Below are 26,276 nucleotides of genomic sequence, written 5' to 3'. Positions count from 1 at the left end.
AGCCTCGATTGACTGTCGCCTTGCCACTATCCATGGCGGTCAATGTTCAAGGCTTGATAACCCTATCGAAGGTGCTGATTGCGTGTGTGTGGTTGCTGGGATCGGCGTATGGGGCCATGGTCCATGCCACGTCGGTGGTGTTTCTCAACCCGGGCATGTCGACGGAAACCTTCCGGGTCAGCTACGCGCAATTCATGCAGGCCGGTGCCAAGGACCTCGGCCTGCATCTGCGCGTGCGCTACGGATCGCCAGTATGGTCACCGATGATGAACAGGCCGGCTACCTGATGCTCACGGGTCTGCTACGTCTGCACGGTCCCGTTGCCGCTGGCCAATCCATCGAACTGCTAGCGTTCTCCGGCACCAAGACCGCTCCGGCTGCGCAGTTGCGTGAACAGGGCCTGCGCCGCGCTTGGTCGAGCACCTCGAGGTGCGCCTGCGTCATTTGGTCTATGGCGATGCAGGCCTTTCAACAGAGCGGGCGAGTGCCTGGCAAGGACGTACTGTTCAGCGCCGTCAACAGCTCGCCGGCTATCTTGCAGGCACGCTTGGATGGTCGCCTGAGTACGCTGGTCGCAGGCCATTTCACCCTGGGTGGTTGGGCGATGGTGTTGATCAACGATGATGCCAAGGGCGTGAATATCGACGCCCATGGCGGGCGTGACTGCCAGGAGGCGTTGTTCCAGCTGATCGATGCGACCCAGGCGCAACGCCTGCTCGGTCCGTTGGCGCCGGTGGATTTTCGCGCACTGTCAGCCGTCGGCAAGCCGGCGTCCTACCGTTACCCCTTCAGCCTGCAACTGCTGCTGCGCTAGACGCCGGCCAGGTGCAGCACCAGCTTGACGATGCCGAACAGCGTCAAGGCAAACACCGCCGTGAACAGAATGCCCAGCACCACAAAGTGGCTGGGCTTGCCGTGGGTGAAGTCGCGGGCGCGGTTCTTGCCGCTCTGCACGCCAAACGCGGCCGCCACGACGCTGTGTAGCATCTGCCAGAAGGTAGGGGGTTTGTTGTTGACTGGATCGTCCATACATCCCTCGACACAAGGTGTGTGAGGGAGAGCATAGACAATCCAGCCGGGCTTAGTTGTCGTACCCCAGGTTCGGCGCCAGCCAACGCTCGGTCACGCTCAGGTCCTGGCCTTTACGCGCGGTGTAGCTGGTCACCTGGTCCTTGTCGACCTTGCCCACGGCAAAGTACTGCGCCTGCGGGTGGGCGAAGTACCAGCCGCTGACGGCAGCCGCCGGGAACATTGCGTAGTGTTCAGTGAGGAACACACCGCTGCGGCCGGCCTGCATCTCGCGGGCCTCGGGGTCGAGCAACTGGAACAACTGGGCTTTCTCGGTGTGATCCGGGCACGCCGGGTAGCCCGGGGCAGGGCGGATGCCGCTGTATTGCTCCTTGATGAGCGCCTCGTTGTCCAGTTGCTCGTCCTTGGCATACCCCCAGTGCTCTTTACGCACCTGCTGGTGCAGCCATTCGGCGCAGGCCTCGGCCAGGCGGTCGGCCAGGGCCTTGACCATGATCGAGTTGTAGTCGTCGCCCGCGTCCTGGTAGGCCTTGGCGACTTCTTCAGCACCAATGCCGGCGGTGGTGATGAAGCCGCCGATGTAGTCGGTCACGCCGCTGTCCTTGGGCGCCACGAAGTCGGCCAGGGAGAAGTTCGGCTTGCCGTCGGTCTTGATGGTCTGCTGGCGCAGGTGGTGCAACCGGGCAATCGGCTGGCCGTCATCGCCGTAGACTTCCAGGTCATCGTCCTGCACCTGGTTGGTCGGCCAGAAGCCGAACACCGCACGGGCGCTGATGAGTTTTTCGTCGATCAGCTTCTTGAGCATCTCCTGGGCGTCGGCGTACAGCGCAGTGGCCGCTTCACCGACCACTTCATCGTCGAGGATGCGCGGGAACTTGCCGGCCAGGTCCCAGGAGATAAAGAACGGTGTCCAGTCGATGTACTCGGCCAGCACCTTGAGGTCGATATTGTCCAGCACCTTGGCGCCGGTAAAGGTCGGCACCACCGGCGTGTAGCTGCTCCAGTCGAACTGCGGCTTCTTGGCGATGGCGGCCGGGTAGCTCAGGCGTTCGGTGCGGGCGCTGCGGTTCGACGTGCGTTCGCGCACTTCCACGTACTCTTCGCGGGTGCGCTCGACAAAGCCGGCCTTGAGTTCCTTGGACAGCAACTGCGTGGCCACGCCGACCGCACGCGAAGCGTCGGTCACGTACACCACCGCATCATTGCTGTACTTGGGCTCGATCTTCACCGCCGTGTGCGCCTTGGAGGTGGTCGCACCGCCGATCATCAGCGGCAGGTGGAAGTCCTGGCGCTGCATTTCGCGGGCCACGTGCACCATCTCGTCCAGGGACGGGGTGATCAGGCCGGACAGCCCGATGATGTCGCATTTCTGCTCCTTGGCCACCTGCAGGATCTTCTCCGCCGGCACCATCACGCCGAGGTCGACGATGTCATAGCCGTTGCAACCCAGCACCACGCCGACAATGTTCTTGCCGATGTCATGCACGTCGCCCTTCACGGTGGCCATCAGGATCTTGCCCTTGGCTTCCGGCTTGTCGCCTTTTTCCAGCTCGATGAACGGGATCAAGTGGGCCACGGCCTGTTTCATGACGCGGGCGGACTTCACCACCTGGGGCAGGAACATTTTGCCCGCGCCGAACAGGTCGCCAACGATGTTCATGCCGGACATCAGCGGGCCTTCGATCACTTCAATCGGACGCGCGAACGACAGCCGGGATTCTTCGGTGTCTTCAACGATATGCGTGGTGATGCCCTTGACCAAGGCGTGTTCCAGGCGCTTGTTCACGTCCCAGCCGCGCCATTCCTCGGTCTCGGCTTCTTTGACGCTGCCGTCGCCCTTGTACTTGTCGGCGATGGCGAGGAGGGCGTCGGTGCCGTCCGGGGTGCGGTTGAGCACCACGTCTTCCACGGCGTCGCGCAGCTCGACCGGGATCTGGTCGTAGATCTCCAGTTGGCCGGCGTTGACAATACCCATGGTCAGGCCGCTGCGGATCGCATACAGCAGGAACACCGAGTGGATCGCCTCGCGCACCGGGTTGTTGCCACGGAACGAGAACGATACGTTGGACACGCCGCCGGAGGTCAGCGCGTAGGGCAGTTCGTCACGGATATAAGCGCAGGCGTTGATGAAGTCGACGGCGTAGTTGTTGTGCTCTTCGATACCGGTGGCGACCGCGAAGATGTTCGGGTCGAAGATGATGTCTTCCGGCGGGAAGCCGACTTCATTCACCAGGATGTCGTAGGAGCGTTTGCAGATCTCTTTCTTGCGCGCTTCGGTGTCGGCCTGGCCGGCTTCGTCGAAGGCCATCACCACCACGGCCGCGCCGTAGCGCTTGCACAACCTGGCGTGGTGGATGAACTGCTCGACGCCTTCCTTCATGCTGATGGAGTTGACGATGCCCTTGCCCTGGATGCACTTCAGGCCCGCCTCGATCACGTCCCACTTGGAGGAGTCGATCATGATCGGCACGCGGGAGATGTCCGGCTCACCGGCAATCAGGTTGAGGAAGGTCACCATGGCCTTCTTCGAATCGAGCATGCCCTCGTCCATGTTGATGTCGATCACCTGGGCGCCGGCTTCCACCTGCTGCAGGGCGACTTCGAGGGCCTCGGTGTAGTTGTCTTCACGGATCAGCCGGGCAAACTTGGCGGAGCCGGTGATGTTGGTGCGCTCGCCGACGTTGACGAACAGCGAACTGCGATCAATCGTGAACGGCTCCAGGCCCGACAGGCGGCACGCCTTGGGGATGTCCGGGATCACGCGTGGCGCATAACCGGCCACGGCCTTGGCGATGGCCTCGATATGGCCTGGCGTGGTGCCGCAGCAGCCGCCGACAATATTGAGGAAGCCGCTCTGGGCGAACTCTTCGATGACCTTGGCGGTTTGCGAAGGCAGTTCGTCGTACTCGCCGAATTCGTTGGGCAGGCCGGCGTTGGGGTGCGCGGACACGTGGGTGTTGGCCTTGTTCGACAACTCTTCCAGGTACGGACGCAGTTCGCTGGCGCCCAGGGCGCAGTTCAGGCCCACCGAAATCGGCTTGGCGTGGGCGACCGAGTTCCAGAACGCTTCGGTGGTCTGGCCCGACAGGGTACGACCGGAGGCGTCGGTGATAGTGCCGGAGATCATGATCGGCAGTTCGGTATTGAGCTCCTCGAACACACCTTGCACGGCGAAGATCGCGGCCTTGGCGTTGAGGGTGTCGAAAATGGTTTCGATCAGGATCAGGTCGGCGCCGCCTTCGATCAGGCCTTTGGTGGCCTCGGTGTAGTTTTCCACCAGTTCATCGAAGGTCACGTTGCGGTAGCCGGGATTGTTCACGTCTGGTGACAACGAGCAGGTCCGGCTGGTCGGGCCGAGCACGCCGGCGACGAAGCGTGGCTTGGCCGGGTTCTCCAGGGTCTTGGCGTCGGCGATCTTGCGCGCCAGGCGTGCGCCTTCTACGTTCAGCTCGTAGGCCAGCTCTTCCATACCGTAGTCAGCCATGGAGATGCGGGTGGCGTTGAAGGTGTTGGTTTCGAGGATGTCGGCACCGGCATCCAGGTAGGCTTTTTCAATGCCGCCGATCACGTCCGGGCGAGTGATCACCAGCAGGTCGTTGTTACCCTTGACGTCGCTCGGCCAGTCGGCGAAACGTTTGCCACGGTAGTCTTCTTCTTCGAGCTTGTAGCTCTGGATCATCGTGCCCATACCACCGTCGAGGATCAGGATACGTTCCTTGAGGGCTTGATGAAGGGCTTGCAGACGAACGCTACGATCGGACATGGGACTACTCTGGTCAGGCATCACGGAGGGCGTGGATCATAACAAACCTGTGCGGTTTTGCAGTATGCCCGGTTTTTAGATGAATATCGCTCATGTTGCAGGGCCGTATGGCCCGGTAGAATCACCGGCAATTTTCCAGCGCACGCATTGAATCGGGACCGGATACATGTCACTTCGCCTCATCACCAGCGCCGTCCTGGCACTGGTCGCCTGCATCGCACAGGCCGACGGAGCCGCCCCGGCGATTTCGTACACCCGCGACATTCAACCGATCTTCACCGAGAAATGCGTGGCCTGCCATGCCTGCTACGACTCCGCCTGCCAGCTCAACCTGGGCAGTGCCGAGGGCGCGGCGCGTGGCGCGAGCAAAGTGCCGGTCTACGATGGCGAACGCAGCCAGGCCACGCCGACCACCCGCTTGTTCTATGACGCCTTCGGCAAACAGGCCTGGCAGCAGAAGGGCTTCTATTCGGTGCTGGACGCCCAGGGCAGCCAGGCCGCGCTGATGGCGCGCATGCTGGAGCTGGGCCACAACGCGCCGTTGCAACCCAACGCCAAGCTGCCCGAAGACATCGTGCTGGGCCTGAACCGCGAGAACATGTGCGCCATGCCCGGCGAGTTCAATGCCTATGCCGGCGCCCACCCCAGGGAAGGCATGCCGCTGGCGGTCACTGGCCTGACGGACCAGCAGTACCAGACCCTGCAACGCTGGCTTGCCTCCGGCGCGCCGATTGATGAACAAGGCCTGGCGCCCAGCGCGAAAGAAGCCCTGCAAGTGCAGCAGTGGGAAAACCTGTTCAACCAGCCCGGCGCCCGCGAAAGCCTGGTGGCGCGCTGGTTGTTCGAGCATTTATTCCTCGCGCACATCTACTTCGAGAATGGCGAGCCGGGGCATTTCTTCCAGTGGGTGCGTTCGCGCACGCCGAGTGGCCAACCGATTGACCTGATCGCTACGCGCCGTCCCAATGATGACCCCGGCACCCGCGTGTATTACCGCCTGTGGCCGGTGCAGGGCGTGATCGTGCATAAAACCCACATTACCTACCCGTTCAGCGCCGAGAAGATGGCCCGCATCAAAGAGCTGTTCTACGCCGGCAATTGGCAGGTCAACGCCTTGCCGGGCTACGGTCCGGGCCGCCGTGCCAACCCTTTTGAAACCTTCGAAGCCATCCCGGCCAAGGCGCGCTACCAGTTCATGCTGGATAACGCCGAATACTTCGTGCGTACCTTTATCCGTGGGCCGGTGTGCCGTGGGCAGATCGCCACGGATGTGATCCGCGACAATTTCTGGACCCTGTTCCAGGACCCGGACCACGACCTGTACATCACCGATGCGCGCTATCGCGGCCAGGCCACGCCGCTGCTGGCCATGCCGGGACAAAACGATGACGTGGGCAGCGTGCTCAGCCTGTGGTTGGCCTACCGCGATAAGCGCAACGAATACGAGGCGCTGCGCCGCGACAGCTACGCCGACCTGCCGCCGCCGAGTTGGTCGAGCCTGTGGGCAGGCAATGACAATGCCTTGCTGAGCATCTTCCGCCACTTCGACAGTGCCGCGGTCAACAAAGGCCTGATCGGCGAGGTGCCGCAAACGATGTGGCTGTTCGACTATCCACTGCTGGAGCGCACCTATTACCAATTGGCGGTGAATTTCGACGTGTTCGGCAATGTGTCGCACCAGGCCCAGACCCGGCTGTATTTCGACCTGATCCGCAATGGTGCCGAGCAGAACTTTTTGCGCCTGATGCCGGCCGATTCGCGTGATGGTTTCCTCGACGATTGGTACCAGAACAGCGGCAAGCTCAAGCTGTGGCTGGATTACGAGGCGATCGATGACGACAAACCCACTGGTCTGCACCTGAACAAAAACGATCCGAAGCGCGACTTTGCCAACCAGTTGCTCACCCGTTACGGCGATTTGAACGCCAGCCCGGACCCGATCAACCGCTGCAGCGGCGCCTATTGCTCTCGCGATGGGATCGACCCGGCCTTGCAGGATGCGGAGCAGGCCCTGAGCCGCCTGACCTCACGCCCAGCTGCCGGGCTCAAGGTGATTGATCAATTGCCTGAAGCGACGATGCTGCGGGTTGAAACCGCCGGTGGCAAGCGTGTGGTCTATAGCATGCTGCGCAATCGTGCCCACAGTAATGTGGCGTTTTTGCTGGGGGAGGCCTATCGCTACCAGCCGGGCCTGGATACGGTGACGATTTATCCGGGTGTGCTGAGCAGCTACCCGAACTTCATGTTCAATATTCCAGCCCAGGACGTGCCTGAGTTCGTGGCTGAAATGGAGCAGGCCAAGGATGCCAAGGGTTTCGAGAAGATTGTGGATCGGTGGGGTGTGCGGCGCAGTCATTCGTTGTTCTGGCAGTATTTCCATGATCTGTCGCGGTACATTCGTGAGACTACGCCGGTGGAAGAGGGTGTATTGGACATGAACCGCTATGAGAACCTATAACTAATGACAGTGATCCAGTCATCTCTCTGAGCGGGTGCTGAAGCGGTCGGATATCTATCTTGCGGGAATGGAACAGGTATTCCGATCATGTTGATTTCAGTGCAAGCGCTACGTGCCTTGGCGGCGTGGATGGTGGTGGGTGTTCACTTCGTACAGTTGTTTTTCGACTTTGAGGCGCATAACTGGCTGGAGGACCTGTTGGTCGAAACAGGCGGGGTCAGGGTCGATATATTTTTTGTTATCAGCGGGTTTGTGATTTTTCTTTCGACTGCGGACAAAACCCTGACACCTTGGCGTTTCATGCTCATGCGTGTGGCAAGAATCGTTCCGGCGTATTGGTTTTATACCCTGCTCATGATGCTGCTGGTTGCGACTGTGCCTGCGATGTTTCCGTACGAGAATATCGAGCCGGGCTATGTGTTGATGTCGCTGCTGTTCATTGCCGCCCCGAGCCCGCCGGGTGTGGAGGTTTACCCTCTGCTGGGCGTCGGGTGGACCCTGAACTTCTTGATGCTGTTTTATCTGCTGTTTTCCTTCTCTTTGTTCGTTCGGCAATCCTATCGGCTGTGGGTTGTCGCGGCACTGCTTTATCTTGTGTGTTATATCGGCCCCGCCCTGGGTCTAGCCAGCGGTTTTTACAGGAATGACATTATTCTCGACTTTCTGATGGGTATTGCCATCGGCATGCTGTACCGATGTGGCCTGTGCCGGTCCGGCTCATGGTTGCCGTTATTGGGTATCCTGGTCTCGTCAGTGGCGATTTATCACGGGGCAAATCTACCGCGTTCGTTGGAGTGGGGGGTGCCAAGCGCTGTGTTGGTGATCAGTTGTGTGGCGTTGGAACCCTACTTTCAGGGCTCCCGCCTTTTGAAGATGCTGGGAGACTGCTCTTACTCGGTTTACTTGATCCACGTGCCGGTACTCGCTGCTGGGCTATTGATTGCCAAGAGTATGGGAATAGATCCCTACGCGATGCTGCTGGTGTGCATCGCAGCAATAGCGTTGGGCTCATATTGGAGCTACCAATGGCTTGAAAAGGGAACCTATCGCGCCCTCAGGCGCTGGCTTGACATAGAGGGGCCGGAATCTATTGCCCGACAAAAATACTAGGACTTTGTACCTGCGTAATATTTTGGCGTAAACTGCCGGCAAGCCTGTGAGGAGTTTCCATGACTGCCATAACCATTACCGACGCCGCCCACGATTACCTGGCCGACCTGCTGTCCAAGCAGAATACCCCGGGTATCGGCATCCGCGTCTTTATCACCCAGCCCGGCACCCAATACGCTGAGACATGCATTGCCTACTGCAAGCCTGGCGAAGAGAAGCCTGAAGACACCGCCCTGGGGCTGAAAAGCTTCACCGCGTACATCGATGCCTTCAGCGAAGCTTTCCTTGACGATGCCGTGGTCGATTACGCCACCGACCGCATGGGCGGCCAATTGACCATCAAGGCACCGAACGCCAAGGTGCCGAACGTCAACGCTGACAGCCCGGTCAACGAGCGTATCAACTACTACCTGCAGACCGAGATCAACCCAGGTCTGGCCAGTCACGGCGGTCAGGTCAGCCTGATCGACGTGGTTGAAGACGGTATTGCCGTGCTCAAGTTCGGCGGTGGCTGCCAGGGTTGTGGCCAGGCGGACGTGACCCTGCGCGAAGGCATCGAGCGCACCTTGCTCGAGCGTATTCCGGAGCTCAAGGGCGTACGTGACGTGACCGACCACACGCAGAAAGAAAACGCCTACTACTGAGTAAGGCGTTCGCTGCGGACATAAAAACGGCGCCCCGTGAGCGCCGTTTTTTTTTGCTTTAAATTCAATAGATTACGCTATCTATCTAATGTTGAGTGTTCATTGCGAAAGCTGGGCTGTCAGATTTTTTTTAATAAATTTACTCAATAAAATCAATATGTTGTAAATGTTTTGTGATGTTGAATATCAAGATCGATAAAGATGCGCATGCCCCGCCCGATACAACGATGACTCACTGAAACTGTCACTCGCCAACACCCGACCCACCACAATCAACGCCGTACGCCGAAACCCTTTGGTCGCCACTTTTGCAGCGATGTCACTGAGGGTGCCGACCGCCCAATCCTGATCGGGCCACGTCGCCCGGTGCACCACGGCAACCGGACAATCCGCGCCATAATGGGGCAGCAGTTCGGCGACGATCCTGTCCAGGTGGTTGACCCCCAGATGAATCGCCATGGTGGTGCCATGTCGCGCCAGGCTGTCGAAGTCCTCACCGGCCGGCATGCTGGTTTTATCCGCGTAGCGGGTCAGGATCACACTCTGGGCAATGTCGGGCAGGGTCAGCTCGGTTTCCAGCAGGGCCGCGCAAGCGGCCACCGCCGTAACGCCAGGGATGATCTGGAACGGGATGCCCAGGTCGCGCAAATGGCGGATCTGCTCGCCGATCGCGCCATACAGGCTGGGGTCGCCGGAGTGCACGCGTGCCACATCCTGGCCCTTGGCATGGGCGGCCTTGATCAGGTCGATGATCTGTTCCAGGTGCAGTTCGGCGCTGTTGGTCACCGTTTCTGCCTGATGACCTTCCAGTACCGCCGCCGGCACCAGCGAGCCGGCATAGATGATCACCGGGCAACTGCGGATCAGCCGTTGGCCTTTGACGGTGATCAATTCCGGGTCGCCGGGGCCTGCGCCGATGAAGTAGACGGTCATGGGAAATCCTGATGAAAACGGGCGAGCATGAAATCTGCTCATGATCGAAAGGGGCGATTATCGGGTTTTCAGTCGGCGCACGCCAATGCAAAGGTGGCCAGGGCGGTTTTCTGGCGGGTGATCAGCAGGTGCGCAGGGGCGTTGGCGAGCTGTTCGGCCAGGGCCAGGGCGGCGCTTTCGGCGATGCCGTAACAGCCGGTGTGGGCAAAAGCCACGTCCGATTTATGGCTCAGCCGGTCGGCATAAATCGCCAGTCGTTCAGCGTTGAAACACTGCAACGGCAGGTTCAGCAGCGCGGCCAAGGCCAGTAGCCCGGGTTCTTCCTGTTTGCGATCAAGACTGGCCAGCGCAGTGATACGGTGGCGCTCGATACCGCCCTCGACGAGGGCGGCGTCAAACAAGGCCAGCAGAGTGTGGACATCACAGCCCTCCCGGCAGCCCAGGCCGACGACCAGTTTCACGCCGAGTATCGATCGTCACGGTTGCGGCGGAACAGCCAGGCGCTGATCAGGCCCAGGGCCAGCCAGAACGCCACGTTGGTCAGCTGCGAAGCAATCTTGAACTGCGCTTCCAGTGCTTCCGGGGCCAGCATCGAATGCACTTGCGGTTGTGGCGCGCCGATCACGTGCGGCACCACCAGGATTGCCGCGCCCAGCGCCTTGAGCAGCCAGTTGCGACCGAACACGATCAGCGCGATACCGGCTGCAGTAGACGCGGCAGTACCGATCCACCAGATCTGCCGTTGGGCCAGGTCAGCGGCGGCGGTGCCCGGCAGCTCGGGCGGCAGGCCCAGGGTAGGCGCCAGTACAAAGGTCGCATAACCCGCCAGGCCCCAGAGCAGGCCTTGGGCGGTACGCGTCGGTGCACGCAGGGTGTACAGGCCGGCCAGCATCAGGGCGAAGCCAACGGCGACCACCAGGTTTCCACCCGTGGTGGACAGCACGCGCTGCCAGCCGTCTTCAGGCTCCCAGGCTTCGGCGTCATGGGTATGTGCAGTTGCGCCGTCGGCGTGTTCGTGCAGCTCAGCCGCTGCCGGGGCCTTTTCAAAGGTCTCCGCCTGCAGAATCAGCGGGGCGACCCAGAAACTTTGCAGCAAAGTCAGCAACAGGGCAGCCAGAAGGCCGGTGAAACCTGCGGTTTGCGCAATACGCTTGATCATGTCGGCAGGCCTCAGTGGCACGGGAACGCGGCGCTGTGGCGGGTATCGTGGGCAGCGTTGTGTACCGCCTCGATATGCGAGAAGCCGGCGAAGTACACCAGGCACGCGCCGAGGATCGACGCACCGATGGCGGCGGTCAGGCGTTGGCCCAAGGTAGAGGTGCTGCTGGTGGCGTGCGAAGTGCTGCTGATGATCGACATGGCGCGTCCCTCAGGTGTCAGGGTGAAACGAGCGCATGAAAGCCCCGCGAGCCAGGCACGCAGGGCTTTGAACAGCGCCCGCCCACCGCGGGTTTGTTATCTGATTTTTTCGGGCCGGTCTCCGGGCTTGCGAGGGGCTCAATGCCTGAAAACGTCGCCTTCCCATGCCGACTGGCACAGTGGATATGACGTTTCGCTCGCTTACCGTTGCGGGGGCAGCACCGGACTGTCATGCGTGTGTGCATGAGTCACCGGTTTCCCGTTTCACCCTTTGCAGGGCACCCGAAACAAGATGTGTAGGAGAGCATGGGGGTGGGAGGGGAGTCAATTGGGGATGTGCGTTCTGGGGGCATGTCCGTTACCGCAGCAATGGATATGTACTCAAGCCAACCCAACCCCATCATTGACCATCCCCCAAGCACTGCGTAGCCTTGCACCCTCGAGGTTCTTCGGCCCAGGCCGAAGCTAAGAAGGGAACGCGGTCCAAGCCGCGGCTGCCCCCGCAACTGTAAAGGGTTCAGCTGACTGCCACGCCACTGCCGACAAGGCGGGAAGGCGCAGCCAGCGCCGGTCGCAAGACCCGCAAGCCCCAAGCCAGGAGACCTGCCTCGCAACCGATTTTCTACTTCAACCGGGCGGGGTGATCCGGTGACGAAATCCGCTGCTGCGCGCCGTCGCAGCGCCAATCGTCCCATATGCCCGCCCCCAAGGGCATCCGATGAAAACACTGGCCAAACTCCCCGTCACCATCGTCACCGGCTTCCTCGGCTCGGGTAAGACCACCTTGCTGCGCCACATGCTCGACAACGCCCAGGGCCGTCGCATCGCGGTGATCGTCAATGAATTCGGCGAGCTGGGCATCGACGGTGAAATCCTCAAGCAGTGCTCCATCGGTTGCACCGAAGAAGAGGCCAACGGCCGCGTCTACGAATTGGCCAATGGCTGCCTGTGCTGCACCGTGCAGGAAGAATTCTTCCCGGTGATGCGCGAATTGGTCGCCCGTCGCGGCGATCTCGACCATATCCTCATTGAAACTTCCGGCCTGGCATTGCCCAAGCCATTGGTGCAAGCCTTCCAGTGGCCGGAAATCCGCAGTGCCTGCACCGTGGATGCGGTGATCACCGTGGTCGACAGCCCGGCCGTCGCCGCCGGCACCTTCGCTGCCTTCCCGGACCAGGTGGACGCACAGCGCAAACTCGACCCGAACCTGGACCACGAATCGCCGTTGCACGAGTTGTTCGCCGATCAACTGGCGAGCGCCGACCTGGTGATCCTCAACAAGGCCGACCTGATCAATGCCGAAGACCTGGCCCGCGTGCGCCTGGAAGTCGCCGAGGAGCTGCCGGCGGCGGTGAAGATCGTCGAAGCCAGCAGCGGTCGCTTGCCCCTGGACGTATTGATCGGCCTGGGCGCCGGTTCCGAAGAGCACATCGACGGCCGCCACAGCCACCACGATCATCACCACGAAGGTGAAGACGACCACGACCACGATGCGTTTGACTCGATTTCCATCGACTTGCCGCAAGCCGATGAAGCACTGCTGCTCGATGCCCTGACGCAACTGGTGGTGCAACACGACATCCTGCGCGTCAAAGGTTTCGCCGCCATCCCGAACAAACCGATGCGCCTGCTGATCCAGGGTGTGGGCACGCGGTTCGACAAACACTTCGACCGTGCCTGGGGCGCTGAAGAAGCACGCACCACGCGCCTCGTGCTGATCGGCCAGGAACTGGACGCGGCGGGCCTCGAAGCGCAACTGCGCGCCGCCCTCAGCGTCTGACCCATGCACCTGCTCAGGACCCAGCCCGGTGGTTTCGTCTCGGACGACAATATTGCCGACCTTGGCCAAACCCCCGCTGACCTGGTGATCCTGTGCAGCGGCGATTCCAGCCTGGCGCTGCTGGCCGAAGCGGCCCGACAGTTGCCCGACGACTACCCGAGCCTGCGCCTGGCCAACCCGATGCAGGTGCAGAACCATGCCTCGGTCGACTTGTACGTCGATGAGGTGCTGCGCCACGCCAAAGTCATCCTGATTTCGCTGCATGGCGGTATCGGTTACTGGCGCTACGGCATCGAGCGTCTGGTGGAGTTGGCCGAGCGCGGTGTGCAGCTGATCCTGGTGCCGGGGGATGATCGCCCGGACCCGGAACTCAGCGGGCTGAGCACCGTCGGTGCCGAAGCGCGTGATCGGCTGTGGCACTTCCTGCGTCAGGGCGGCCTGGGCAATGCCCTGGATTTCTATCGTTGCCTGGCCAGCGCCTACCTGGGCCGCGACTATGCCTGGGCCGAGCCCCAAACCCTGCCACGCACGGCGATCTATCACCCGCACCACGCCAGCGCCCGCCTGAACCATTGGCAGGCAGACTGGAACGCCGACTGGCCGGTGGCGGCGGTGTTGTTCTACCGCTCCCATTTGCAGGCGGCCAATACCGGTTTTATCGATGTGTTCTGCCAGCGCCTGCACGCAGCGGGGCTTAACCCGTTGCCGATGGCGGTCGCCAGCTTGAAAGAGCCCGGCTGCCTGGCGGTGGTCGAAGACCTGCTGGATGAGGTCGGCGCGGCGGTGATCCTCAATACCACCGGCTTCGCCCAATCCAGCCCCGAAGCGCCGCATTTGCGCCCGTTTCGCCGCAATATCCCGGTGATCCAGGCCATTTGTGCCCAAGACAACCAGCCCGGCTGGGAGGCCAGCGAACAGGGCCTCGGCCCCCGCGACCTGGCGATGCACATCGCGTTGCCGGAGCTGGATGGGCGCATCATCAGCCGGCCCATCAGCTTCAAGGACCTGGCCTGGCGCAGCGAACGCAGCCAGTCGGACGTGGTGTGCTACCGCGCTGCGCCGGAACGCATGGATTTTGTCGCCGAGCTGGCGCGGCGTTGGGTCGAGTTGGCGAGGGTGCCGAATGCGGAGAAACGCATTGCGCTGATCCTCGCCAACTACCCGACCCGCGACGGTCGCATCGGCAACGGCGTGGGCCTGGATACACCGGCGGCGGCGCTGAACATCCTGCGTGCCTTGCAAGCCGAAGGCTATGCGCTGCCGGACGTATTGCCGGACAGCGGCACGGCGTTGATCCACGAGTTGCTCGGCGGCGTCACCAACGACCTGCACAGCCTCGACCTGCGCCCTTGCCATCAAAGCCTGGGCCTGGACGAGTACGAGGCGATGTTCCAGTGCCTGCCCGAAGCCAATCGCCAGGCGGTGCTGGAGCGCTGGGGCGCGCCGCAGAACGATCCGATGTGCCGCGACGGTCGCCTGATGATCGCCGGCCTGCGCCTGGGCCTGACGTTTATCGGCATCCAGCCGGCGCGGGGTTACCAGGTGGACGCCAGCGCCGTGTACCACGACCCGGACCTGGTGCCGCCCCACGCGTACCTGGCGTTCTACTTCTGGCTGCGCCACACCTACGGCGCCCACGGCGTGATCCATGTGGGCAAGCACGGCAACCTGGAGTGGCTGCCGGGCAAGGGCGTGGGCCTGTCGGAAAACTGCTGGCCCGATGCGTTGCTGGGGCCGCTGCCGAATATATATCCGTTTATCGTCAATGACCCGGGCGAGGGCGCCCAGGCCAAGCGGCGCACCCAGGCAGTCATCATCGACCACCTGATGCCGCCGCTGACCCGTGCCGAAACCTACGGCCCGCTGCGTAACCTGGAGCTGCTGGCGGACGAATATTACGAAGCGCAGTTGCTCGATCCGCGCCGCGCCCTGGAGCTGCAGAAGGACATTCTCAAGCTGGTGCGCGAAACCCGCATCGACCAGGAGCTTGAGCTGGAGAGCGACGCCGATGCCGCCGTGTGGTTGCCGCGCCTGGACACCTACCTGTGCGACTTGAAGGAATCGCAGATCCGCGACGGCCTGCATATTTTTGGCGAGTCACCCGAGGGTCGTCTGCGTATCGATACCTTGCTGGCGCTGCTGCGCATCCCGCGTGGCGATGGCCGTGGCCCGCAGTCGAGCTTGCTGCGCGTGCTGGCCAAGGCCTTCGAGCTGGGCTTCGACCCGCTGGACTGCGCCCTGGCTGAACCCTGGACTGGACGCCGGCCGCTGGTGCTACAGAAGATCGACGGGCAGTTGTGGCGTACCGCCGGCGATACCCGTGAACGCTTGGAGCTTTACGCGGCGCGATTGATCGAGCAAGCCCTGGAAGGGCCACTTGAGCAATTGGAAGAGCCCGGTTGGGAAGACGTGAAGGCCGTGATCGAAAGCCTGCGTATTGTCGTGGCGCCTCGGCTGGATGCTTGTGGCCCGGCAGAAATGCGCGGTTTGCTGGATGCCTTGAGCGGCCGTTTCGTACCCGCTGGCCCCAGTGGTGCGCCGAGTCGTGGGCGTTTGGATGTGTTGCCGACCGGGCGCAACTTCTTCACCGTCGATGTGCGCAACCTGCCTACCACCACCGCCTGGCGCATCGGTTTCCAATCCGCCAACCTGATTCTGGAGCGGCACCTGCAAGACCATGGCGACCACCTGCGCCAACTCGGCTTGTCGGTTTGGGGGACCGCGACCATGCGCACCGGCGGCGATGACATCGCCCAGGCCATGGCGCTGATGGGCGTGCGCCCTGTATGGGCGACGGGCAGTCAGCGCGTGGATGACTTTGAAATCCTGCCCGTCAGCCTGCTCGATCGTCCGCGCGTTGATGTGACGTTGCGCGTGTCCGGTTTCTTCCGGGATGCCTTTGCCAACCTGATCCGCCTGTTCGATGCGGCGGTGCAGGCGGTGGCTGCGCTGGACGAACCGGACGAGCTGAACCCGCTGGCCGCCAAGGTGCGCAGTGAGCGTGAAGCGTTGCTGGCTTCGGGCCTGGACGCAGAGGCCGCGGCAAAACAGGCCGGCTGGCGCATCTTTGGTGCCAAGCCCGGCGCCTACGGTGCGGGCGTGCAGGGCGCGATCGACGGGCGTCTCTGGCAAAGCCGTGAAGACTTGGCCGAGGTTTACCTGAACTGGGGCGGCTACGCCTATGGCGGTTCCGACGAAGGTACTGCCGCCCGCGGGCAATTCGCCCAGCGCCTGAGCCAGGTGCAGGCCGTTTTGCAGAACCAGGACAACCGCGAGCACGACCTGCTCGATTCCAACGATTACTACCAATTCCAGGGTGGCATGCTCGCTGCCGTGGAAACCCTGAGCGGCGACAAGGCCGCCAGCTACCACGGTGACCATAGCCAGCCTGACCTGCCGAAGATCCGCACGTTGAAGGAAGAGCTGAACCGGGTGATCCGTTCCCGCGCCGCCAACCCCAAGTGGATCGAAGGCGTGAAGCGCCATGGCTATAAAGGTGCGTTTGAAATGGCCGCGACGGTGGACAATCTGTTCGCCTTCGACGCCACCACCGCACTGATTGACGATCACCAATACGCACTGTTGGCCGACGCCTACTTGCTCGACCCCGACACCCGGGCCTTTGTGCAACAGCACAACCCCGATGCACTGCGCGACATGACCGAGCGCATGCTGGAAGCGCAGCAGCGGGGCATGTGGCAGGAACCGGGGGCATATCGCGAGGCGTTGGAAAACCTGTTGCTGGATATAGAAGAAGACAGCTGATGACTGATATTCCCCATTTCCCGCTGTCCGCCGTGGTCGGCGCCGATGATCTGAAACTGGCGCTGTGCCTGACCGCTATCGACCCGAAGATTGGCGGTGTGCTGATCGAAGGCCCGCGCGGCATGGCCAAGTCTACCCTGGCGCGTGGTCTGGCCGACCTGCTGGCCAGTGGTCAGTTCGTGACCTTGCCCTTGGGCGCCACTGAAGAGCGCCTGGTCGGCACGCTGGACCTGGACGCCGCATTGGGCGAAGGCCGGGCGCAATTCTCCCCCGGTGTATTGGCCAAGGCCGACGGCGGCGTGCTCTACGTCGATGAAGTCAATTTGCTGCCCGACCATCTGGTGGACCTGCTGCTGGATGTGGCCGCCAGCGGCACCAACCTGATCGAGCGCGATGGCATTTCCCATCGCCATTCGGCGCGCTTCGTGCTGATCGGCACCATGAACCCGGAGGAGGGCGAGTTGCGCCCGCAACTGCTCGATCGCTTCGGTTTCAACGTGGCCTTGAGCGGGCAGACCTTGCCGGCCGAGCGTGGGCAGATCATCCGGCGTCGCCTGGATTTCGACAGCGACCCTGTTGCCTTTTGCACGCAGTGGGACGTGCCACAAGCGGCATTGCGCGAGCGTTGCACCCAGGCACGGGCGCGGCTCGACAGCATTGCACTGGATGACCTGGCGCTGGCGCAGATCACCGAGCGATGCTTTGCGGCGGGGGTCGATGGCCTGCGTGCGGACCTTGTCTGGTTGCGCGGTGCCAGGGCTCATGCCGCTTGGCGGGGAGCCAGTGCCATTGCCGAGGAAGATATCCAAGCGGTTGCTGAATTCGCTCTTCGCCATCGCCGGCAGGAACAGTCTCCTCCACCGGCCAGCCCGCCGAGTGAAGGGCAGTCGCCGAAACCCTCCGGCTCCTCTCCCGGTCAAGGCCAATGGGGCGATATGCCCGCACCGGCCCTGCCCACGGGCGCACGCCGGGAAGTGCCCGCCTGGCCAAAAAAGCCCTAGGCATTCGCCCTCGACCTGACGCGGGGGCGGATGCGCGACCCAAGGCAGGGCGACTAGGCAACGGCAGGCAAGGCAAGGCACGCAGCGCGAAGCAGGGCGCGATCAACTGGCCGGGCACCTTGCTCGGCGGTCGGCCGCAAACGCGAGAGGACTTGCTGTTTCACCTGCGCAGTCGTGCGGCCCATGAGCTGTGGTTGGTGATTGTCGATGCGTCGGCGTCCACCCGACGACATCGAGCGCTCTCCGACGCCAAGGGCTTGTTGGCGCAGTTGTTTGACGACGCCTACCGCCAGCGGTCGCGCCTGGCACTGTTGACGGCCAGCGGGCAGGCGCCGAAGTGGCAGGTGCAGGGGTTGAAAGCGGCCAAGGGTCTGGCGGGTTGGCTGGCGCAGTTGGGCGCGGGCGGCGGTACGCCATTGCTGGCGGCGCTTGTCGAGGCCGGAAATTGGCTGGCATTGCGGCGCAAGCGCTATCCGGCGGAGCAGCAGCGGCTGTTAGTGATTACCGATGGGCGGCTTAAGGAGATTGGCGGGTTGCCGGTGTTGGATTGCACTGGGTTGCTGGTGGATATCGAGCGGGGGCCGATCAGGTTGGGCAGGGCTCAGGAGTTGGCTTTTGGGTTGCAGCTGGAGTATCGGCATATCGACCAGTTGTAGTGCCTGCACCGGCCCTATCGGGGGCAAGCCCCCTCCCACATTGGATTGGGTTCACACATTTGTATTTGTGAATAGAGTCAAGTGTGGGAGGGGGCTTGCCCCCGATGAGGCCCTAAAAGACAGCGCAAAACTGTCAGCCCGCCCCCGGCACATTTGGCCAAAGATCCGCCACCAGAAACAACCGCTCGGCTTCCTCCCAATCCTCACCCACCTGTACCAGCCGCACCAGCAGCTGCGCCGGAGCCATCGGGTCCAGGTCGGCCAGCCAACCGTGCATCTGTTCTTCGTTCCACACTTCTTCCGTGGGGTAGTGCGCCGGCGCCAGCCAGGCATGCCGGGGCAGGGGCTGCCACCGGCCCGGTTGGCTGAGGCTGACAAACGCCTGCCAGTCACGCTGATGCAACCAGCGCCCACGCAAGTGTTGTGGATGGGCGCCACTGGGAGCCATGGCCTGGCCGGGCCAGGGGTAGAGCAGGTAGCCCCCCAACCATAAATGCGCATCAAACTGTTGGACATCCAACGCGGCCAGCACTTCACGGCTTTCCGCCCGTGACGATATCGGCAACTGATGCTGGGCCAGATGCGCCAGCTTGCGGTCCAGTCGATCATGACAGCCCGGGCCGAGCCATTGCGCAGTGTCCTGGCCGTTGCCGTCCTGCGGGCCCAGATACAGCTTGATCGCCAGTTCCAGGTGATGCACGCCATCGCGATCGCGCAGCAACATGTCCAGCTCGCCGAGGGTGTGCCCGGCACGGCGGATCGGCAGGTTGGCGGCCAGCAATTCCACGCCCGGCGCATGCTGCACCGCAAACTGCCACAGGCGTTCGTAATACAGGCCCAGGCGGCGCGTACGTGACAGGCTCAGCCACTGCTGCAAGGCGCTGCTGTCCTGGTCCAGTTGGCGTAGCCAGCGTTCCAGCAGATGCGGCGCCTGCACCCAGTCGCTGCCGGCCAGCGGGTGACGTTGTGGCCATGGCGTTTGCGCGAGCATCGGCGGGGCGAGCATCACCCACGCCAGGTCGCGCACCTCGGGGTGGCGCAGCTGGCGGGGCAGGTTGTGCAGATCGGGGAGCACAGTCATGGTCCGAGCATAGCCTTTTAACGGCGCTGAAGGTGGCTGAGAACCGTTGTCATCAAGGCTTCACGGCGACAAAGGATTTTGCCTGAGACGGCCTTTCGCCCATAATCGTTCTTTTTTGCCACACTCCACATCCCGCAGGAGCCCCATGGAGCAATTTCGCAATATCGGCATTATCGGTCGCCTGGGCAGTACCCAGGTGTTGGACACCGTCCGCCGGCTGAAAAAATTCCTGCTGGAGCGTCACCTGCATGTGATCCTCGAAGACACCATCGCTGAAATCCTGCCGGGCCACGGCCTGCAGACCTCGTCGCGCAAGATGCTCGGTGAAGTCTGCGACATGGTCATCGTGGTCGGCGGCGACGGCAGCCTGCTCGGCGCGGCCCGTGCCCTGGCGCGGCATAACGTGCCGGTGCTGGGGATCAACCGGGGCAGCCTGGGGTTCCTCACCGATATCCGCCCGGATGAGCTGGAAGTCGAAGTGGCCAAGGTGCTCGACGGTCATTACCTGGTGGAGAACCGCTTCCTGCTGCAGGCAGAAGTGCGCCGCCACGGCGAAGCCATCGGCCAGGGCGATGCGCTCAATGACGTGGTGCTGCACCCCGGCAAGTCCACGCGGATGATCGAGTTCGAACTGTATATCGACGGCCAGTTCGTGTGCAGCCAGAAGGCCGACGGCCTGATCGTTGCCACGCCTACCGGCTCCACCGCCTACGCGCTGTCGGCGGGTGGCCCGATCATGCATCCCAAGCTGGATGCCATTGTGATCGTGCCGATGTATCCCCATATGTTGTCGAGCAGGCCGATTGTGGTCGACGGCAACAGTGAACTGAAAATCGTGGTGTCCAAAGATATGCAGATCTACCCGCAGGTCTCGTGTGACGGGCAGAACCATTTCACCTGCGCCCCCGGTGACACCATCACCGTGAGCAAGAAGGCACAGAAGTTGCGGTTGATCCACCCGCTGGACCACAACTACTACGAAGTGTGCCGCACCAAGCTGGGCTGGGGCAGCCGCTTGGGGGGTGGAGGCGACTGATGCTCGATCCCGCGCGTAGCTACGACCTGATTGGTGACGTGCACGGTTGCGCCCATACCCTTGAGCACTTGCTCGACCTGTTGGGCTACCACAAGCAGGGCGGCACCTGGCGCCATCCAACGCGTATGGCGGTGTTCCTCGGCGATATCATCGACCGTGGCCCGCGCATCCGCGAGGCGCTGCATATCGTCCACGACATGACCGAGGCCGGCCAGGCGCTGTGCATCATGGGCAACCACGAGTTCAACGCCCTGGGCTGGACCACACCGGCACCGCCGGGCAGTGGCAGGCAGTTCGTGCGTGAGCACAACCCACGGCATGCGCGGTTGATCCACGAGACCCTGACCCAGTTCGAACATCACCCGGCCGACTGGCACGACTTCCTCGGCTGGTTCTATGACATGCCGCTGTTTGTCGACGCCGGGCGCTTTCGCGTGGTGCATGCGTGCTGGGATGATGGCTTTATCCAGCCGCTGCGTGGCACCTTCCCGGACGGCTGCATCGACCAGCACTTCCTGCAGGCCGCCGCCGTGCCGGGCAGTTTTGCCTGCAATGCGTTCGACCGCCTGTTGCGCGGCACCGACATGCGTTTGCCGGACGGCCTCACGTTGACCGGTGGCGATGGCCTGACGCGCTCGTTCTTCCGCACCAAGTTCTGGGAAGACGACCCCAAGACCTACGGCGATATCGTGTTCCAGCCCGATGCACTGCCCGAGCCGGTGGCGCGTACACCGTTGTCGTCCACCGAAAAGAATTCCCTGCTGCGCTACGGCGTCGATGAACCGCTGTTGTTCGTCGGGCATTACTGGCGCAGTGGCAAACCGGCGCCGATCCGCCCGAACCTGGCCTGCCTGGACTACAGCGCGGTGCTGTACGGCAAGCTGGTGGCGTACCGCCTGGATCAGGAAACGCGGCTGGACCCGAATAAATTCGTCTGGGTCGACGTTGAGCGGCCCGAGGTCATCCAATGAGTACCGTGGCCGTATTGCGCCTGCCACTGAGTGTGGACCTGGGCGGCTTTATCCAATTGCTGCAACGCATGCAGGTGCCCCATCGCGTCAGTGAAGAGGCCGGGGAGCAAGTGTTATGGGTACCCGAGACCATCAGCGACGACGTGCGCGTGCTGTACCAGCGCTTTCCCGCCGGTGACCCGGACCGGCAACTGGATATTCCCGAACAGGCAGCGAACAGGCGCCCTGGATTTGTCCAGCAACTGCGGCACAGCCCATTGACCGCTCTGGTGTTGCTGGCAAGCATCATCGTCGGCGCGGTGACCTTGCTCGGTGAAAACCTGCAAGCCATGAGCTGGCTGACATTCCTGCAGTTTCGCATTATCGGCGAGTACATCCAGTTCACGCCGCTGGCCGACAGTCTGGCGGCGGGGCAGTGGTGGCGCTTGGTCACGCCGATGCTGATCCACTTCGGCATCCTGCACCTGGCCATGAATGGCATGTGGTACTGGGAGTTGGGCCGGCGCATAGAGGCGCGCCAGGGCAGTATCAACTTGCTGGGCCTGACCCTGTTGTTCAGCCTGGTCTCCAACTACGCTCAATACGCTTATGGTGGCCCCGGTCTGTTCGGTGGGTTGTCCGGCGTGTTGTATGGCCTGCTCGGGCATTGCTGGATTTTTCAACTGCTGTCGCCCAACCCGGCCTATCGCCTGCCCCGTGGGGTACTGGTGATGATGCTGGTCTGGCTGCTGCTCTGCCTGTCGGGGCTGGTCTCGATGATCGGTTTCGGCGAAATCGCCAACGCGGCCCATGTCGGCGGCTTGGTCATCGGTTGCCTGACAGGTTTGCTGGGCGGGCTGTACAGCCGTCGCAAATCGTCTATTTGATAAGGAAGAGCCTCATGTCCTCTTTTGCTGAAATGATCGAAAATATCACCCCGGATATCTACGAGAGCCTCAAGCTCGCCGTGGAAATCGGCAAGTGGTCCGATGGCCGCAAGCTCACTGCCGAACAGCGCGAGCTGTCGTTGCAGGCGGTGATAGCCTGGGAAATCCAGAACCTGCCGGAAGACCAGCGCACCGGCTACATGGGCCCGCAGGAATGCCAGTCGAAGTCGACCACCGTGCCGAACATCCTGTTCAAGTCGGATGCGATCCATTGATTGAAATCGGTCGCGGTGCAGTCAGCAAGATGTCGGCGCAACTCGGTGAGCCGACCGTTCAATACGCGTTTCGACTGGGCGACGCCGAGGTGCCGGTCAACCCGTTGATCGGCACCCATGTGCGCCTGGAATACCTCGGTGCCATCCATTGCAGCCATTGCGGCCGCAAGACCAAGACCAGCTTCAGCCAGGGGTATTGCTACCCGTGCATGACCAAGCTGGCCCAGTGTGACCTGTGCATCATGAGCCCCGAGCGTTGCCATTACGACGCCGGCACCTGCCGCGATCCAGGCTGGGGCGAGAAATTCTGCATGACCGACCATGTGGTGTACCTGGCGAACTCGTCAGGGATCAAGGTCGGCATCACCCGTGCCACCCAGTTGCCGACGCGCTGGCTCGACCAGGGCGCGAGCCAGGCGCTGCCGATCATGCGCGTGGCTACCCGCCAGCAGTCAGGTTTTGTCGAAGACCTGTTCCGCAGCCAAGTGGCCGACAAGACCAACTGGCGTGCGCTGCTCAAGGGCGACGCCCAGTCCGTCGACCTCAAGCAGGTGCGTGACCAACTGTTCGCCGCCTGTGCTGACGGCCTGCTGGGTTTGCAGGAACGCTTTGGCCTGCAGGCCATCCAACCGGTCACCGACATCGAGCCGCTCGAAATCCGCTACCCGGTGGAGCAGTATCCGGCGAAGATCGTCAGCTTCAACCTGGACAAGAACCCGATTGCCGAAGGCACGCTGCTGGGGATCAAGGGCCAGTACCTGATCTTCGATACCGGCGTGATCAATATTCGTAAGTACACGGCCTACCAGCTCGCCGTGCATCAGTAGAAGGATGCCACCCATGCGCACCGAACAACCGAAGATGATTTACCTCAAGGACTATCAGGCGCCGGACTACCTGATCGACGAGACCCACCTGACCTTCGAGTTGTTCGAGGACCACAGCCTGGTCCACGCGCAACTGGTGATGCGCCGCAATCCCGAGCGCGGCGCCGGTTTGCCGCCGTTGGTGCTGGACGGCCAGCAGCTGGAGCTGTTGAGCGTGAACCTGGCCGATCAGGCACTGAGCGCTGGTGACTACGAGCTGACCGACAGCCACCTGACGGTGCATCCGCAAAGCGCGACGTTTACCCTGGATACCACGGTAAAAATCCATCCGGAAACCAACACTGCCCTGGAAGGCCTGTACAAGTCCGGCAGCATGTTCTGCACCCAGTGCGAGGCCGAGGGCTTTCGCAAGATCACCTATTACCTCGATCGCCCGGATGTGATGAGCACCTTCACCACCACGGTGATCGCCGAGCAACACCGCTACCCGATCCTGCTGTCCAACGGCAACCCGATCGCCAGCGGTCCGGGTGAGGACGGCCGCCATTGGGCAACCTGGGAAGATCCGTTCAAGAAACCGGCTTACCTGTTCGCCCTGGTGGCCGGTGACCTGTGGTGTGTCGAAGATACCTTCACCACCATGACCGACCGCACCGTGGCGCTGCGCATCTACGTCGAGCCGGAAAACATCGACAAGTGCCAGCACGCCATGACCAGCCTGAAAAAGTCCATGCGCTGGGACGAAGAAACCTATGGCCGTGAGTACGACCTCGACATCTTCATGATCGTCGCGGTGAACGACTTCAACATGGGCGCCATGGAAAACAAGGGCCTCAACATCTTCAACTCCAGCGCCGTGCTGGCCCGTGCCGAAACTGCCACCGACGCCGCGCACCAGCGGGTCGAGGCGATCGTTGCCCATGAATACTTCCATAACTGGTCGGGCAACCGCGTGACCTGCCGCGACTGGTTCCAGCTGTCGCTCAAGGAAGGCTTCACCGTGTTCCGCGATTCGGGCTTCTCGGCCGACATGAATTCGGCCACGGTCAAGCGCATCCAGGACGTGGCGTACCTGCGTACCCATCAGTTCGCCGAAGACGCCGGTCCGATGGCCCACGCGGTGCGCCCGGACAGCTTCATCGAGATCTCCAACTTCTACACCCTGACCGTGTACGAAAAGGGCTCGGAAGTGGTCGGCATGATCCACACCTTGCTCGGCGCCGAAGGCTTCCGCAAGGGCAGCGACCTGTACTTTGAACGCCATGACGGCCAGGCCGTGACCTGCGACGACTTCATCAAGGCCATGGAGGACGCCAACGGCGCCGACCTGACCCAGTTCAAGCGCTGGTACAGCCAGGCCGGTACGCCGCGCCTGGCGGTGAGCGAGTCCTACGATGCGGCGGCGAAAACCTACAGCCTGACCTTCCGCCAGAGCTGCCCGCAAACCCCGGACAAGGTGGAAAAACTGCCGTTCGTAATTCCGGTGGAGCTGGGCTTGCTGGACGGGAAGGGCGCTGGCATTGCCTTGCGCCTGGCCGGTGAGAAGGCTGCGGGAGGCACGTCGCGGGTGATTTCGGTGACCGAGGCCGAGCAGACGTTTACCTTCGTTGATATCGCCGAACAGCCGTTGCCTTCGCTGCTGCGCGGGTTCTCGGCGCCGGTGAAGCTGAGCTTCCCGTACAGCCGCGACCAACTGATGTTCCTGATGCAGCATGACAGTGACGGTTTCAACCGTTGGGACGCCGGCCAGCAGTTGTCGGTGCAGGTGCTGCAGGAGTTGATTGAGCAGCATCAACAGGGCCAGGCCTTGAAGATGGATCAGCGCTTGATCACTGCGCTGCGCAGCGTGCTGAGTGATGAAAGCCTGGATCAGGCGATGGTCGCGGAAATGCTGTCGTTGCCGGGTGAAGCCTACCTGACCGAAATCAGCGACGTGGCGGATGTGGATGCCATCCACGCCGCCCGTGAGTTTGCGCGCAAGCAACTGGCGGACAACCTGCACGAGGCGCTGTCGTTGCGTTACCAGGCCAATCGCGAGCTGTCCAGACAAACGCCGTACGTGGCGGCCGCCGAGCACTTCGCCCGTCGTGCGTTGCAGAACATCGCGCTGTCGTACCTGATGCTCAGCGGTAAGCCAGAGGTGTTGGCGGCGACCATCGAGCAATTCGACACGGCCGACAACATGACCGAGCGCCTGACCGCGCTGGCGGTGCTGGTGAATTCGCCGTTCGAGGCAGAGAAAGCCCAGGCGCTGGCGGTGTTTGCCGAGAACTTCAAGGACAACCCGCTGGTCATGGACCAGTGGTTCAGCGTGCAGGCTGGCAGCACGTTGCCGGGCGGGCTGGCGCGGGTCAAGGCGTTGATGGAGCACCCGGCGTTCACCCTCAAGAACCCGAACAAGGTACGCGCCTTGATCGGTGCCTTTGCCGGGCAGAACCTGATCAACTTCCACGCGGCGGACGGTTCGGGCTATCGCTTCCTGGCGGACCTGGTGATCCAGTTGAATGGCTTGAACCCGCAGATCGCTTCGCGCCAGTTGGCGCCGCTGACCCGCTGGCGTAAATACGACAGCGCGCGCCAGGCGTTGATGAAAGCCGAGCTGGAGCGCATTCTGGCGTCCGGTGAGTTGTCGAGTGATGTGTTCGAGGTGGTCAGTAAGAGCCTTGCCTGAGTTGCATCGTTGAATAAAAAACGGCCTGTTCGACAGGCCGTTTTTTTTCGC

At 62.3% G+C, this 26,276-nt stretch carries 20 protein-coding genes, 1 pseudogene and 2 riboswitches; of the genes and pseudogenes, 14 read left to right on the top strand and 7 right to left on the bottom strand.

Features of this window, described 5'->3' with window-relative positions; translation table 11 throughout:
• Positions 1–116 precede the first annotated feature (116 nt).
• A pseudogene (locus BM026_RS24520) lies at positions 117–814 on the top strand (hypothetical protein).
• Here BM026_RS24520 and BM026_RS24515 read toward each other — a convergent pair.
• Together BM026_RS24515 and metH are read right to left on the bottom strand one after the other, a co-directional pair.
• Positions 811–1,029, bottom strand: coding sequence for a DUF2970 domain-containing protein (locus BM026_RS24515; protein ID WP_058426282.1), 219 nt, complete (start codon positions 1,027–1,029; stop codon positions 811–813). The pseudogene BM026_RS24520 and the gene BM026_RS24515 sit on opposite strands and share 4 nt — an antisense overlap.
• Before the next feature lie 52 nt (positions 1,030–1,081).
• Positions 1,082–4,792, bottom strand: coding sequence for a methionine synthase (gene metH, locus BM026_RS24510; protein WP_093514528.1), 3,711 nt, complete (start codon positions 4,790–4,792; stop codon positions 1,082–1,084).
• A gap of 166 nt (positions 4,793–4,958) precedes the next feature.
• Between metH and BM026_RS24505 the strand changes: the two genes are divergently transcribed.
• The 3 genes from BM026_RS24505 (at position 4,959) to nfuA (ending at position 9,004) form a co-directional block, all read left to right on the top strand.
• Complete coding sequence (locus tag BM026_RS24505) at positions 4,959–7,250, top strand: fatty acid cis/trans isomerase (protein ID WP_093530419.1); 2,292 nt, start codon at positions 4,959–4,961, stop codon at positions 7,248–7,250.
• An 87-nt stretch (positions 7,251–7,337) separates the two neighbouring features.
• Positions 7,338–8,360: an acyltransferase family protein gene (locus BM026_RS24500; RefSeq protein ID WP_093514526.1), complete on the top strand. Its 1,023-nt coding sequence runs from the start codon at positions 7,338–7,340 to the stop codon at positions 8,358–8,360.
• 59 nt (positions 8,361–8,419) lie between these two features.
• A complete protein-coding gene (nfuA, locus tag BM026_RS24495; RefSeq protein WP_003173594.1) occupies positions 8,420–9,004 on the top strand; it encodes a Fe-S biogenesis protein NfuA in 585 nt (194 codons plus the stop codon).
• Positions 9,005–9,190: 186 nt separating this feature from the next.
• On the opposite strand, the gene cobM is transcribed toward nfuA, so the two are convergent.
• The 4 genes from cobM to BM026_RS24475 all read right to left on the bottom strand — a co-directional run bounded on the left by cobM (position 9,191) and on the right by BM026_RS24475 (position 11,296).
• Positions 9,191–9,937 carry a precorrin-4 C(11)-methyltransferase gene (gene cobM / locus BM026_RS24490; protein WP_093127489.1) on the bottom strand — a complete coding sequence of 249 codons (747 nt, stop codon included), beginning with the start codon at positions 9,935–9,937 and terminating at the stop codon, positions 9,191–9,193.
• Between the two features lie 68 nt (positions 9,938–10,005).
• Entirely contained in the window at positions 10,006–10,398 is a 393-nt protein-coding gene (locus tag BM026_RS24485; protein ID WP_093514525.1) for a cobalamin biosynthesis protein, read from the bottom strand.
• Positions 10,395–11,096 carry a CbtA family protein gene (locus tag BM026_RS24480; protein WP_093530417.1) on the bottom strand — a complete coding sequence of 234 codons (702 nt, stop codon included), beginning with the start codon at positions 11,094–11,096 and terminating at the stop codon, positions 10,395–10,397. Before BM026_RS24480 ends, BM026_RS24485 begins: the two co-directional genes overlap by 4 nt.
• Before the next feature lie 11 nt (positions 11,097–11,107).
• Positions 11,108–11,296, bottom strand: coding sequence for a CbtB domain-containing protein (locus BM026_RS24475; RefSeq protein WP_093127496.1), 189 nt, complete (start codon positions 11,294–11,296; stop codon positions 11,108–11,110).
• A 94-nt stretch (positions 11,297–11,390) separates the two neighbouring features.
• Positions 11,391–11,597: riboswitch (cobalamin riboswitch) on the bottom strand.
• 124 nt (positions 11,598–11,721) lie between these two features.
• Positions 11,722–11,922, top strand: a riboswitch (cobalamin riboswitch).
• Between the two features lie 92 nt (positions 11,923–12,014).
• On the opposite strand from BM026_RS24475, the gene cobW reads away from it, so the two are divergent.
• Genes cobW through BM026_RS24455 form a run of 4 tightly spaced genes read left to right on the top strand, consistent with a single transcriptional unit; the run spans position 12,015 to position 18,498 of the window.
• Positions 12,015–13,076: a cobalamin biosynthesis protein CobW gene (cobW, locus tag BM026_RS24470; protein ID WP_093530415.1), complete on the top strand. Its 1,062-nt coding sequence runs from the start codon at positions 12,015–12,017 to the stop codon at positions 13,074–13,076.
• Positions 13,077–13,079: 3 nt separating this feature from the next.
• Positions 13,080–16,841, top strand: a complete 3,762-nt coding sequence (gene cobN, locus BM026_RS24465; protein WP_093530413.1) for a cobaltochelatase subunit CobN — start codon at positions 13,080–13,082, stop codon at positions 16,839–16,841.
• On the top strand, positions 16,841–17,842 hold the full coding sequence (locus BM026_RS24460) for a magnesium chelatase ATPase subunit I (protein WP_093127502.1): 1,002 nt from the start codon (positions 16,841–16,843) through the stop codon (positions 17,840–17,842). The genes cobN and BM026_RS24460 overlap by 1 nt, the downstream gene beginning before the upstream one ends.
• Positions 17,767–18,498: a vWA domain-containing protein gene (locus tag BM026_RS24455; RefSeq protein ID WP_093530411.1), complete on the top strand. Its 732-nt coding sequence runs from the start codon at positions 17,767–17,769 to the stop codon at positions 18,496–18,498. Before BM026_RS24460 ends, BM026_RS24455 begins: the two co-directional genes overlap by 76 nt.
• 133 nt (positions 18,499–18,631) lie before the next feature.
• Here the strand turns inward: BM026_RS24455 and BM026_RS24450 are convergent, their stop codons facing one another.
• The gene (locus tag BM026_RS24450; protein ID WP_093530409.1) at positions 18,632–19,579 is read right to left on the bottom strand and encodes a DUF1853 family protein; all 948 of its coding nucleotides are present in this window, start codon (positions 19,577–19,579) and stop codon (positions 18,632–18,634) included.
• Positions 19,580–19,724: 145 nt separating this feature from the next.
• Between BM026_RS24450 and BM026_RS24445 the strand changes: the two genes are divergently transcribed.
• From BM026_RS24445 to pepN, 6 genes are read left to right on the top strand one after another with little or no spacing between them, the layout of a single operon-like run.
• On the top strand, positions 19,725–20,615 hold the full coding sequence (locus BM026_RS24445; RefSeq protein WP_003217892.1) for an NAD(+) kinase: 891 nt from the start codon (positions 19,725–19,727) through the stop codon (positions 20,613–20,615).
• Positions 20,612–21,586: a metallophosphoesterase gene (locus tag BM026_RS24440; RefSeq protein WP_162276401.1), complete on the top strand. Its 975-nt coding sequence runs from the start codon at positions 20,612–20,614 to the stop codon at positions 21,584–21,586. The genes BM026_RS24445 and BM026_RS24440 overlap by 4 nt, the downstream gene beginning before the upstream one ends.
• Complete coding sequence (locus BM026_RS24435) at positions 21,583–22,452, top strand: rhomboid family intramembrane serine protease (protein ID WP_093530407.1); 870 nt, start codon at positions 21,583–21,585, stop codon at positions 22,450–22,452. Before BM026_RS24440 ends, BM026_RS24435 begins: the two co-directional genes overlap by 4 nt.
• 14 nt (positions 22,453–22,466) lie before the next feature.
• The gene (locus BM026_RS24430; RefSeq protein ID WP_017528545.1) at positions 22,467–22,727 is read left to right on the top strand and encodes a YeaC family protein; all 261 of its coding nucleotides are present in this window, start codon (positions 22,467–22,469) and stop codon (positions 22,725–22,727) included.
• Complete coding sequence (locus BM026_RS24425) at positions 22,724–23,554, top strand: DUF2797 domain-containing protein (RefSeq protein WP_093514517.1); 831 nt, start codon at positions 22,724–22,726, stop codon at positions 23,552–23,554. The genes BM026_RS24430 and BM026_RS24425 overlap by 4 nt, the downstream gene beginning before the upstream one ends.
• Before the next feature lie 13 nt (positions 23,555–23,567).
• The gene (gene pepN / locus BM026_RS24420; RefSeq protein WP_093530405.1) at positions 23,568–26,225 is read left to right on the top strand and encodes an aminopeptidase N; all 2,658 of its coding nucleotides are present in this window, start codon (positions 23,568–23,570) and stop codon (positions 26,223–26,225) included.
• The last annotated feature ends 51 nt before the right edge of the window (positions 26,226–26,276 follow it).

Source organism: Pseudomonas sp. NFPP24 (assembly GCF_900112095.1).
GTDB lineage: Bacteria > Pseudomonadota > Gammaproteobacteria > Pseudomonadales > Pseudomonadaceae > Aquipseudomonas > Aquipseudomonas extremorientalis.
The sequence above is the reverse complement of the archived record's forward strand: the minus strand, read 5'-3'. Positions and strand labels throughout refer to the sequence as shown.

Excerpts from the sequence above, each read along its gene's own strand:
- BM026_RS24515 (WP_058426282.1), bottom strand. The coding sequence starts at position 1,029 with ATGGACGATCCAGTCAACAACAAACCCCCTACCTTCTGGCAGATGCTA.
- metH (WP_093514528.1), bottom strand. The coding sequence starts at position 4,792 with ATGTCCGATCGTAGCGTTCGTCTGCAAGCCCTTCATCAAGCCCTCAAG.
- BM026_RS24505 (WP_093530419.1), top strand. The coding sequence starts at position 4,959 with ATGTCACTTCGCCTCATCACCAGCGCCGTCCTGGCACTGGTCGCCTGC.
- BM026_RS24500 (WP_093514526.1), top strand. The coding sequence starts at position 7,338 with ATGTTGATTTCAGTGCAAGCGCTACGTGCCTTGGCGGCGTGGATGGTG.
- nfuA (WP_003173594.1), top strand. The coding sequence starts at position 8,420 with ATGACTGCCATAACCATTACCGACGCCGCCCACGATTACCTGGCCGAC.
- cobM (WP_093127489.1), bottom strand. The coding sequence starts at position 9,937 with ATGACCGTCTACTTCATCGGCGCAGGCCCCGGCGACCCGGAATTGATC.
- BM026_RS24480 (WP_093530417.1), bottom strand. The coding sequence starts at position 11,096 with ATGATCAAGCGTATTGCGCAAACCGCAGGTTTCACCGGCCTTCTGGCT.
- BM026_RS24475 (WP_093127496.1), bottom strand. The coding sequence starts at position 11,296 with ATGTCGATCATCAGCAGCACTTCGCACGCCACCAGCAGCACCTCTACC.
- cobW (WP_093530415.1), top strand. The coding sequence starts at position 12,015 with ATGAAAACACTGGCCAAACTCCCCGTCACCATCGTCACCGGCTTCCTC.
- cobN (WP_093530413.1), top strand. The coding sequence starts at position 13,080 with ATGCACCTGCTCAGGACCCAGCCCGGTGGTTTCGTCTCGGACGACAAT.
- BM026_RS24460 (WP_093127502.1), top strand. The coding sequence starts at position 16,841 with ATGACTGATATTCCCCATTTCCCGCTGTCCGCCGTGGTCGGCGCCGAT.
- BM026_RS24455 (WP_093530411.1), top strand. The coding sequence starts at position 17,767 with ATGGGGCGATATGCCCGCACCGGCCCTGCCCACGGGCGCACGCCGGGA.
- BM026_RS24450 (WP_093530409.1), bottom strand. The coding sequence starts at position 19,579 with ATGACTGTGCTCCCCGATCTGCACAACCTGCCCCGCCAGCTGCGCCAC.
- BM026_RS24445 (WP_003217892.1), top strand. The coding sequence starts at position 19,725 with ATGGAGCAATTTCGCAATATCGGCATTATCGGTCGCCTGGGCAGTACC.
- BM026_RS24435 (WP_093530407.1), top strand. The coding sequence starts at position 21,583 with ATGAGTACCGTGGCCGTATTGCGCCTGCCACTGAGTGTGGACCTGGGC.
- BM026_RS24430 (WP_017528545.1), top strand. The coding sequence starts at position 22,467 with ATGTCCTCTTTTGCTGAAATGATCGAAAATATCACCCCGGATATCTAC.
- pepN (WP_093530405.1), top strand. The coding sequence starts at position 23,568 with ATGCGCACCGAACAACCGAAGATGATTTACCTCAAGGACTATCAGGCG.